The sequence below is a fragment of the Saccharopolyspora ipomoeae genome, assembly GCF_029952525.1.
In the GTDB taxonomy this organism is placed as follows: Bacteria; Actinomycetota; Actinomycetes; order Mycobacteriales; family Pseudonocardiaceae; genus Saccharopolyspora; species Saccharopolyspora ipomoeae.
In genome coordinates this window covers 1-11,013 of record NZ_JASAOF010000032.1, presented here as the reverse complement: position 1 = coordinate 11,013, position 11,013 = coordinate 1, and the positions used below count along the sequence as shown (strand labels likewise).

5 protein-coding genes are annotated in these 11,013 nt (G+C 71.2%); 4 read left to right on the top strand and 1 reads right to left on the bottom strand.

The window, feature by feature from the left end; genetic code table 11:
• Positions 1–123: 123 nt before the first annotated feature.
• Positions 124–1,869 carry an NAD+ synthase gene (locus QFW96_RS28445; protein WP_281458829.1) on the bottom strand — a complete coding sequence of 582 codons (1,746 nt, stop codon included), beginning with the start codon at positions 1,867–1,869 and terminating at the stop codon, positions 124–126.
• Positions 1,870–1,952: 83 nt separating this feature from the next.
• On the opposite strand from QFW96_RS28445, the gene QFW96_RS28440 reads away from it, so the two are divergent.
• The 4 genes from QFW96_RS28440 (at position 1,953) to QFW96_RS28425 (ending at position 10,556) form a co-directional block, all read left to right on the top strand.
• A complete protein-coding gene (locus QFW96_RS28440; protein WP_281458828.1) occupies positions 1,953–3,533 on the top strand; it encodes an alpha/beta hydrolase in 1,581 nt (526 codons plus the stop codon).
• Positions 3,534–3,591: 58 nt separating this feature from the next.
• A complete protein-coding gene (locus QFW96_RS28435) occupies positions 3,592–5,205 on the top strand; it encodes an SLC13 family permease (protein WP_281458827.1) in 1,614 nt (537 codons plus the stop codon).
• A 73-nt stretch (positions 5,206–5,278) separates the two neighbouring features.
• Positions 5,279–6,622: a glutamine synthetase family protein gene (locus tag QFW96_RS28430; RefSeq protein ID WP_281458826.1), complete on the top strand. Its 1,344-nt coding sequence runs from the start codon at positions 5,279–5,281 to the stop codon at positions 6,620–6,622.
• Positions 6,623–6,854: 232 nt separating this feature from the next.
• A complete protein-coding gene (locus QFW96_RS28425) occupies positions 6,855–10,556 on the top strand; it encodes an FkbM family methyltransferase (protein ID WP_281458825.1) in 3,702 nt (1,233 codons plus the stop codon).
• The last annotated feature ends 457 nt before the right edge of the window (positions 10,557–11,013 follow it).

The following is an 11,013-nucleotide window of genomic DNA, read 5'->3' as shown; positions in this document are numbered from 1 at the left end:
TTCGGGTGGCGGGTGCTGGAGCAGGACGGTTTTAGCCACAATTGTCCCGGCAAAACGGACATTGATCATGGGCGATTATGGCTAGAACCGTCCGCGGTCCCAAGACACCCGACGCGAGACCCCCTACGGGGCGATCTCGTGCCAGCGGTTGGTGATCGGCAGGCGGCGGTCGCGGCCGAAGGCCTTGAACGAGATCTTCGTGCCCGGCGGGTACTGACGGCGCTTGAACTCCGCCTTGTCCACCATCCGCAGCACCCGCTCCACCAGCTCGGCGTCGAACCCGTCCGACACCAGGTCCTGGTAGCCCTTGTCGCCCTCGACGTACCCGTCGAGCACCACGTCCAGCACGTCGTACTCCGGCAGCGAGTCCTGATCGGTCTGATCCGGCCGCAGCTCCGCCGACGGGGGCTTGCTGATCGAGTTCTCCGGGATCGGCGCCACCTCACCGCGCTTCTCCGCGGCCTCGTTGCGCCACCGCGCCAGCTTCCACACCAGCGACTTCGGCACGTCCTTGATCGGCGCGAACGCGCCCACCGCGTCGCCGTAGATCGTCGAGTAGCCGACCGCCAGCTCGGTCTTGTTGCCCGTGGCCAGAACCAGGTGCCCGTGCTGGTTCGACAGCGCCATGAGCAGCACGCCGCGCACCCGGGCCTGCACGTTCTCCTCGGCCAGCCCGGTCAGCTCCAGCTGCCGCACGTAGGTGTCGACCATGTCGGCGACCGCGTGCGTCTCGAAGTGGCAGCCCAGCCGCTGCGCCAGATCGGCGGCGTCCGAGCGCGAGTGCTCGGAGGAGTACACCGACGGCATCGACACGCCGTAGACCGAGTCCGGCCCCAGCGCGTCGACGGCCAGCGCGGCGCACACCGCCGAGTCGATGCCGCCGGAGAACCCGAACGTCACCGTCCGCGCGCCGTTCTTGTGCACGTAGTCGCGCAGGCCGGTGACCAGCGCGCCCCACACCTCGGCCTCCTCCGACAGCGGCTCGGAGGGCGGCGGCAGCGGTCGCGGCTCGTAGCTCGGCAGCGGTTCGGGCTGCAGCACGAAGCGGTGCACGTCGAACGCCGGCATCCGGATCGGGCCCGGCTCGGCCGGAACGGTCGTCGAGGTGTGCCCGCCCGCGGTCAGGTCCAGGTCGGTGATCAGCAGGTTCTCGGTGAACTGCGGCCCGCGCGCGATGATCTCGCCCGCGGCGTCGGCGATCAGCGAGTCGCCGTCGAAGACCAGCTCGTCCTGCGCGCCCACCAGGTTCACGTACGCCAGCGGCACTCCGGCCTCCACCGCGCGCCGCGACACCAGCGGCACCCGCTGGTCGTCCTTGGAGCGTTCGTACGGCGAGGCGTTGATGCACACGACCAGGTCCACGCCGACCTTGCCCAGCGCCGCGACCGGACCGCCGTTCTGCCAGATGTCCTCGCAGATCACCACGCCGACGTCCACGCCGTGCAGCTTGACGATCGGCAGGTCGAAACCGGGCGCGAAGTTGCGGGCCTCGTCGAACACGCCGTAGTTGGGCAGGTGGTGCTTGTTGTAGGTCGCCACGACCTCGCCGCCGTAGAGCAGCGACGCGGAGTTGCGCGGTCCCTCGTCGTCGCGCCCCAGGTGCCCGACGATGACCAGCGCGTCACCGCACCCCTCGGCCTGCAGGTCCAGCGCCAGCCGCTCCAGCGCCTCGCGGTTCGCCGCGGCGAACGACTTGCGCAGCGTCAGGTCTTCGATCGGGTAGCCGGACAGCGTCATCTCCGGGAACGCCACCACGTGGGCGCCGTCCTGCACAGCGCGCCGGGTCCAGTCCAGGACGAGCGAGCTGTTGCCGACGATGTCGCCGACACACGTGTTGACCTGTGCGAGTGCGATCCGCAGCTGGGGCATGCGCCCATCTTCGCGCACCCACCCGGGTGGTGTGCCGCAGCCCGACGTGAATCACACGGGCACGTTCATGTCAGGATCACCGAATGGCCCGCCGACTTCGAGTGCTGACCGCGATGGCCCTGCTCGTGCTGGCCGCCGGAGGCTGCGGCGCCCCGAGCACCCAGCCCCTGCAACCGCACCAGGAGCGCAAGGGGCCGGTCGGCCCGATCCCCACCGGCATGGACCGCTTCTACGGCCAGGCGATCGACTGGGGCCGTTGCTCCGACTACGCCACCTCGTCCGCCGACCGCACCGCCTTCCAGGACCCGGAGCTGGAGTGCGCACGGCTGGAGGTGCCGATGGACTACGCGCACCCCGACGGCAAGACCATCCGGATCGGAGTCCTGCGCAAACCGGCCGGCGACCCGCAGGCGCGCATCGGCTCGCTGATGGTCAACCCGGGCGGTCCGGGCGCGTCGGGCATGAGCGCGGCGGCGAGCCTGGCGGGCAGCGTCGCCAACAGCGAGGTGGGGGAGCGCTTCGACCTGGTCGGCTTCGACCCGCGCGGCATCGGCGCCTCCGAACCCGCGGTGCGCTGCCTGACGGACTCCGAGCGCGACGCCGAACGCCTCGACTCCGACGCCGACACGTCACCGTCCGGTGTGGCCGAATCCGAGCAGGAGGAGCGCGACTACGCCGCCAAGTGCGCCGAGCGCACCGGCGCGGACATGCTCGCCAACGTCGGAACCCGCGACGTGGTGCGGGATCTCGACGTGCTGCGCTCCTCGCTCGGCGAGGAGAAGCTGAACTACCTCGGCTACTCCTACGGCACCCGGATCGGCTCGGAGTACGCCGAGAGCTTCCCCGGCAACATCCGCGCGATGATCCTCGACGGCGCCATCGACCCCGGCCAGACCACAGTGGACGCGCTGGTCGCGCAGGGCGCCGGGTTCCAGCGCGCCTTCGACGACTTCGCCCGCTGGTGCGCCGAGCAGTCGACGTGCGCGCTGGGGCAGGACCCGAAGCAGGCGGTCCACCGGTTCCAGCAGCTCACCCGCCCGCTGGTCGACAAGCCGGTCCAGGCCGGCTACGGCCGCGAGCTGTCCTATTCGGACGCCACGATGGCCGCGATCCAGGCGCTCTACGCGCCGTCGCTGTGGGAGGCCCTCGACACCGGGCTCGCCGAGCTGCAGCAGGGCCGCGGTCAGACCCTGCTGAGCCTCGCCGACAGCTACTTCGGCCGCGAGGCCAACGGCAGCTACACCAACACCACCGACGCCTTCGACGCGATCCACTGCGTCGACGACAAGCGCGTGATGGACCCGGAGGAGGTCCGGGCCGCCGACCGCCGCTACCGCGAGGCCGCCCCGTTCCTCGACGACGGCAACCCGCCGAGCTCGGCCCGGGACATGTGCGCGTTCTGGCCGGTCCCGGTCACCGGCGAGCCCACCCAGCCGCAGGTCGGGGCGCTGCCGCCGGTCCTGGTCATCTCCACCACCGCCGACCCGGCGACGCCGTACCAGGCGGGCGTGCAGCTGGCCCAGGCGCTGCACGGCAGGCTGCTGACCTACGAGGGCACCCAGCACACGGTGTTCCTGCAGGGCGTGAGCTGCGTCGACGACGCGGGCACCAGCTACCTCGTGGACCTGGAGGTCCCGAAGGACGGGACCCGCTGCTCGGGTTGATCGATTCTCCTGATCACGGCTGTGGTGAATCAGGTCACATCCCGCCTATCGTCGCCGCATGGACCATGCGGACGAAACGGGCGGGAAGCCCGCGGAGCAGAGCGTGACGTCGGTGCTGCTGTCCGGCAGCACGTACAAGAGCCTCGGTGAACAGGTCCTCTCCCCGGCGGAGGAGCGCTTCGAACGCGCCCGCCGCACCACCGGACTGTTCCTCGCCCCGGCGCTGACCGTCCTGTTCCTGCTGCTGCCGACGCAGCTCGAACCCGCCCAGCACAAGCTCGCCGCCGTGCTGCTCGGCGTCATCGTGCTGTGGGTGTGCGAACCGGTGCCGATCCCCGTCGGCGGCCTGATCGGCGTCGCGGCGGTGGTGCTGCTCGGCGTGATGCCGCCCGACGACGTGCTCGAACCCTTCGGATCCTCGACGGTGTTCACCTTCATCGGCGCGTTCATCCTCGCCCAGGCGATGCTGCGGCACGGCGTGGCCAGGCGCTTCGCCTTCACCATCCTGTCGCTGCCCGGCGTCGGCAAGAGCGCCTGGCGGGTCATCGTCGCCTTCGGCGCTATCACCGCCGTGCTGTCGGCGGTGGTGTCCAACACCGCCACCGTCGCGATGCTGCTGCCCACCGCGGTCGGCATCCTCGCCGTCATCGCCGAGCTCGTCCGCGCGCAACTGCCCGAAGGACAGCCCTTCGACCCGCTGCGGCTGCGCGTCGGCGTGGCCCTGATGCTCATGCTCGCCTACGGCGCCAGCGTCGGCGGTCTGCTCACCCCGATCGGCTCGCCGCCCAACCTCATCGGCCGCGGCCTCATCGAGGAGGTCACCGGCCAGCGCATCTCGTTCCTGCAGTGGATGGCGATGGCCGCGCCCGTCTGCCTGCTCATGTTCGCCGTCCTGGCCGTGGTGCTACTGCTGCTCAACCGCCCGGAGATCAACCGGCTCACCGGGGTCGAGGACTACGTCGCGGGCGAGCGCGCCAAGCTCGGGCCGCTGTCCCGCGCCGAGAAGAACACGCTCATCGCCTTCGCCGTCACCGTCGTGCTGTGGGTGACGCCCGGCTTCGTCGCGCTCATCGCCGGCAACGACTCGGCCGCCTACGACGCCGTCAGCGACCGGCTCGACGAGGGCATCGTGGCGGTGCTCGGCGCCGCGCTGCTGTTCGTGCTGCCGACCGACTGGTCCCAGCGCCGCTTCACCCTCACCTGGACCGAGGCCTCCCGCATCGACTGGGGGACCGTGGTGCTGTTCGGCACCGGCATCATCTTCGGTTCGCTGCTGGCCGACACCGAGCTGGCCCGGACCATCGGCGAGGGCACCGCCGGGACGCTGGGCCTGACCAGCGGCGTCGCCATCACGCTGTTCGCGATCGTGCTGGCAGTGCTGGTGTCGGAGACCACCTCCAACACGGCCGCGGCCTCGGTGGTCGTCCCGATCGTCATCCCGGTCGCCCTCGCCGCCGGCACCAACCCGTTCGTGCCCGCCCTGGCGGCGACCTTCGCGGCGTCCTTCGGGTTCATGCTGCCCGTGTCGACGCCGCAGAACGCCGTCGTCTACGGCTCGGGCGCGGTGCCGATCACCAAGATGATCCGCTCCGGCGCGGTGTTCGACGCCGCCGGTGCCGTCGTCATCGGTCTGGTGCTGCCGCTGATGGTCGCCGCGCTCGGCTTCGGGTGACCGCCTCGGCGTGGCCGGTCACCGGCCACGCCGATCACCCCGAGCACGAGGCCAGGAAGTTAGAGTGCGGGGCATGAACCGCCAGCAGGAGTTTGTGCTCCGCACCCTGGAGGAACGTGACATCCGCTTCGTGCGGCTGTGGTTCACCGACGTCCTCGGCATGCTCAAGTCGGTGGCGATCTCGCCCGCCGAACTGGAGGGCGCCTTCGCCGAGGGCATCGGGTTCGACGGCTCGGCGATCGAGGGCTTCGCCCGGGTCTACGAGTCCGACATGGTCGCCAAGCCCGATCCGACCACGTTCCAAGTGCTGCCCTGGGAAACCGCCGACGGCGAGCACTACTCGGCCCGGATGTTCTGCGACATCCAGATGCCCGACGGTTCGCCCTGCTGGTCCGACCCGCGACACGTGCTGCGCCGGACCCTGGCGCGCGCCACCGAATCGGGATTCACCTGCTACGTGCACCCCGAGATCGAGTTCTTCCTGCTCAAGGGGCTTCCCGGCGACGGCAGCGAGCCGGAGCCCGCCGACTCCGGCGGCTACTTCGACCAGTCCAGCCACGACGCGGCCCCGCACTTCCGCCGCAACGCCATCGAGACCCTCGAAGCGATGGGCATCTCGGTGGAGTTCAGCCACCACGAGGGCGCGCCCGGCCAGCAGGAGATCGACCTGCGCTACGCGGACGCGCTCACCATGGCCGACAACGTCATGACGTTCCGGTACGTGGTCAAGGAGGTCGCGATCACCCAGGGCGTGCGCGCCTCGTTCATGCCCAAGCCGTTCAGCGCGCAGCCGGGCTCGGGCATGCACACCCACTTCAGCCTGTTCGAGGGCGACCAGAACGCCTTCTACCACCCGGAGGACCCCTACGAGCTGTCCGAGACCGGCCGGGCGTTCCTCGCGGGCATCCTGCACCACGCGCGCGAGATCAGCGCCGTGACCAACCAGTGGGTGAACTCCTACAAGCGGCTCGTCGTCGGCGGCGAAGCCCCGACCGCGGTCTGCTGGGGCCACGCCAACCGGTCCGCGCTGGTCAGAGTGCCGATGTACTCGCCGGGCAAGTCCTCGTCGCGCCGCGTCGAGGTCCGCAACCCCGACTCCGCCTGCAACCCGTACCTGGCCTACGCGGTGATCCTCGCCGCCGGTCTGCGCGGGGTGGAGAAGGGCTACGAGCTCCCGCCGGCCACCGAGGACGACGTCTGGAGCCTCACCGAGCACGAGCGCAAGGCCGCCGGCTACGCCAACCTGCCGCAGAACCTCACCGAGGCGCTCGGCGAGATGGAGAACTCCGAGCTGGTGGCGGAAACCCTCGGCGAGGAGGTGTTCAACTTCTTCCTGCGCAACAAGCGCGAGGAGTGGAACAACTACCGAAGCCGCGTCACCCCGTACGAGCTCTCCTCGATGCTCCCGGTGCTGTGAAACCGTCCGTCAGGCAACCGGCGGAGCCGGTTTCTCTTTGCCCCACCTGAGCAGCTGGCACCGCCGGGGGTTCTGAGCGGTGCTGTGGCGAGCACGCCGCGACGATGTGTATTGGACATACATAAGTCGTGGCGCGCGGAGTCCACAGCGCCGCTCAGGTTCCCCTGCCTGCACCGCCAAGCAAAAGGACCACAGAGTTCTCCCTTCGAAGTTGGGGCGATAGGTTGCGGCTGTGACTGATTCGCAGCCGCACCCCGAGCACGACGAAACGCGCTCCGGCGAAACTGCCGTCGAGCTGCAGTCGGGCGTTCTGGAGCAGTCGTCCGAGTCGTTGGAACCGGAGTGGCCCGCCGAGCAGCCGGCCGCCGCCCAGCCGTCGTCCTTAACCCTGCTCGGCTGCACCCTGGCCTGCCGCGATCAGCTCCCTGCCGCGCGCGTGCTGCGCACGACCTTCCGCAAGCACCACCCGGGCGCCGGGTTCGTGCTGCTGCTCGTCGACGAGCCCGAGGCCGTGCGGGACGAGCCCGACGCGCTGTCGATCGCCGACATCGGCGTCGACCCGCAGGAGTTCGCGCGCCTGGCCATCGGCTGCACCGCCGAGCAGCTGCGCGGCGTGCTGCGCCCGCGCCTGCTCAAGCACCTGCTGCGCTCGGGCTCGACCGTCGTGCACTTCGAACCGTGGGTCCAGATCTTCGGCCCCTTCGACGACCTGCTCACCGGCCTCACCCCGGAACGCCCGGTGGCCCTGGTGCCGCGGGTGCTGCACCCGCTGGCCGCAGACGGACTCCGCCCCGGACCCGCCGACCTGGCCGAATCCGGCACCTTCGACTCCAGCGCCTTCGCGGTCCGGCCCGGTGCCGAGGACCTGCTCACCACCTGGATCGAGCAGCTGCGCGCCGACCCGACGATGACCGCCCCGGTCCTCGACGGCGCCCCCGCCCTGGTCGATCACCAGGTCATCCGCGATCCAGGCGTGGGCCTGTCGGTGTTCAACGCCGCGCAGCGTCAACTCGACCTCGCCGACGGCGAGCACCGCGTGGACGGATCGGCGCTGCGCAGCGTGCACTTCGACGGGTTCCAGCCGCAGCGCCCGTGGCTGCTCTCGGCCGACTACGCCGACAACCCGCGACTGCTGCTGTCCGAGAACCCGGTGCTGGCGGGCCTGTGCGCGAACTACCGCACCGCGCTGGTCGACTCCGGTTACAGCCGCGAGCAACCGCACCCCTTCGACGCACTCGCCGACGGCGTGCGCCTGCCCGACGGCCTGCGCCGCCAGTACCTGGAGGCCTGGCTCCGCGACGACGCGCCGCCGAGCCCGTTCGAACCCGACGGCGCGGCCCCGTTCCAGGAGTGGGCGTGCGCCCCGGCCGACGACCGGCAGCGCACCTCCGGCGGTTCCCGCTGGACAGCCGCGGTGTGGGCGGACGACGAGCTGCTGCGCCGCGACTACCCGGACCCGTTCGGCGCGGACGCCGAGGCGTTCCACGAGTGGTGCGCGGGCGTGGGAGTGGCCAGCGGTCGCGTGCCCGCCGAAGCCGTGCACCGCAGGACCGGCGGCGACCTCGCGCTCGTCGACCAGCTCGGCGTCGCGGTGCTCGGCAGCGGACCGCTCGCCGAGCTGATGCGCACCGCGGTCGGCTCCTCGGGCCTGCCCTCGGCCGACACCGCCTACTACCCGGTGGTCCTGCGCTGCTCGCCCGGCCTGGCCGTCCCCGCCGGTCGCTACGTCATCGACGTGCACACCGGGGGAGGAACCGACGCGGACGCGGCCGAGACCTGGGTGCTGTCGGAGAGCAGCCGCAGCGCCGTGCGCCGCACCGGCAGCCGGACCCGCGTGGTGACGCTGCCCGCGCCGGAGCGCGAGCGCATCGACCTGCCGACCCGCAAGGGTGCCCGCGCGCGGTTCGAGCTGTCCGACGAGTTCGTCCTCGCCGCCCACGTCGACCACGCAGCCGAGCGCGCCGACAACGCGCTGGGCCTGGTCTCGGCGTTCCTCACCGCGTTCGCCGAGCGCGACGACGTGCGCCTGCTGGTGGGCGTGGCGGGCGCGACCCGCCACCCGGAGGCCGCCGAACGGCTCCGCCTGGCCACCGCCTCGGACTCCCGGATCAGGCTCGTCGAAACCGACGTCGACCTGCACAAGCTGCTCGCCGCCGCCGACTGCTTCGTCTCGCTGCACCGCGGCGACGCGGGCGACGAGCACGCGCTGCGCCTGCTGGAGGTCGCCGCCCACGGCGTCCCGGTCATCGCGGGTGAGCACGGCGCGGTCGCCGAGCTGCTCGGCGCCCGGTGCGCCCGGCTCGTGCCCTGCCAGGGCGCCGGGGAACCGGACGTCGAGGCGGCTGCAGAGATCATCCGGGACGCCGCCGACGACCCCGAGGGCACCGCGGCGTTCGGCGTCGCCGCCCGGGAAACGCTGCTGGGCACCCACACCGTCGCGCGCGCGGGAGCCCGCCTGCGCGAACGCGTCGAGCACGCCTACCGCAACTGGCGCACCAAGTGGGCGGGGGACAAGCACGGCCAGTTCGACGACCCGCTGCGCCCGCTGCTCGTCGCCCGGCACGCCCTGCACCGCGCCCCGGACGTCGGCCAGAGCGGGAGCAGCTCGATCGCGCCGGCCCTGCGCAAGGCCGTGCTGCGCGCGCTCAGCCACTACGACGACCACATCCGCGACGTGCTCCGCTCGCTGGTCGACGGCGTCGAGCAGACCGCGGGCGAACTGCTGCGCCGCCAGTACGAGGCCGACGGGGACGGCGACGTCGAGTCCATGCGCGCCGAGCTCGCGCAGCTGCTGCGCCGCCAGGACCAGTTCGGGGCCCAGCTCGTCGGCACCGACGACGGCCTGGTCCGCGCCCGCGCCGACCTCGCCGACCAGCACCGCAGGCTCCGGCGCCTGGAGGAGTCGGGCGTCCCGGTCGACGTGACCGGCTCGGACCAGCGCGTCGACGCCCTCGCCGAGCGGATGGACGGGCTGACCGGCGCGCTGGAGAAGGTGCTCGACCGGATGGACGCGATGGAAGCGCGCCAGCCGGACCGCGACCTCGAAGCCGGTGTCCGCAGCGCGGCGGGTGACGCGGCCAGCGCGCTGCAGCGCACCGACGTGCTGCAGCGGATCCTGCTGCGCGAGCACGAACGCGCCACCGGCAGCGGGGACGGCACGACCACGCCGGTGCTCTGCGACGCGGGCCTGATGCGCCTGCCCGCCGACGACCCGCTGATGCTGCCGTGGCTGTCGTCGAACCCGGCTTGGGACGCGGAGGTCTCCGCGCTCATCGACTCGCTGCTGGAACCCGATGGGGTGTTCCTCGACGTCGGAGCCTACGTCGGCTACCAGACCGTTCGGGTGCTCAGCAGGCTCGGCAACAGCGGGGCGGTCGTCGCGGTGGAGCCCAGCGCCCAGGCCCGCGCGCTGCTCAAGCACAACGTCGAGATGAACGTCCCGTCGGCGTGGGCGCACCGCTTGCTCCTCATCGAGGGCGCGGCCTGGGACGGCCCGGGTGAGCTGGTCGCCGAGCCCGCACTCGCCGGCGGCGTGTCGGTCGAGCCGATCGCGGCCGAGGGCGAAGAACAACCGCAGGAGAAGGTCCCGGCGTTCCGGCTCGACAAGGAGCTGGAGAACCACGCCTCGCTGGAGGACCTCAAGCTCTCGGTCGTGCACGTCGACGTCGGGGGCCGGGTGCACCGGGTTCTCGGCGGCCTGGTCCGGATGCTGCGCCGCGATCGTCCCTCGATCGTGTGCTCGTTCACACCGGACGCGATCAGCGCCCTGGGCGATGATCCGGCCGCTGCTCTCCGTGAGTTCGGCACGTGGGGGTACGAGCTCGTCCCGGTCGGCCGCAACCGCCCGGTCGAGGCCTCTGACCTGCTGGAAGCCGTCAAGTCGGCGGGCAGCGGCAGCACCGTGCGGCTCTGGCTGCGGCCCAAGCAGAAGTGATCGACACTGCGCCGAACGGGTGGCGTCAAGGCCTGAGCAGGCGATTTGACTTTGACGCAGAGTGTGCGTAACTTTCTCTTCGTCGCACGGAAAGCCGAACGACGCGAAGCACTCGCGGCGAACGGCACCGGGAGCGCCGCGAAGCGCCGGACTTCGGTTCGGACCACCGCGACAGCGCAGACCGGTTCGGGGCGGGCGGGTTTGACACCGCGAAGCGCACCGGGTAACGTAAGGCGGTCGCTGGAAGTGGCGAGGGCTTCGGTCCTGCTCCAACCGGCAGTTGATAACTCGAATACGGGCTCGCTCTTCCGGCGAGATCGCAAAGGGGACCCCCCTGAAAGCGCCGAAATGAGGGCCTGCTAGAGTAATCAACACAAGAACGAGGAAATGACTCCCCGGATCTTGCGGCCCTGGAATGGGTGGTGAGGGATGGTGTGGGTGTGTTCTTTGAGAACTC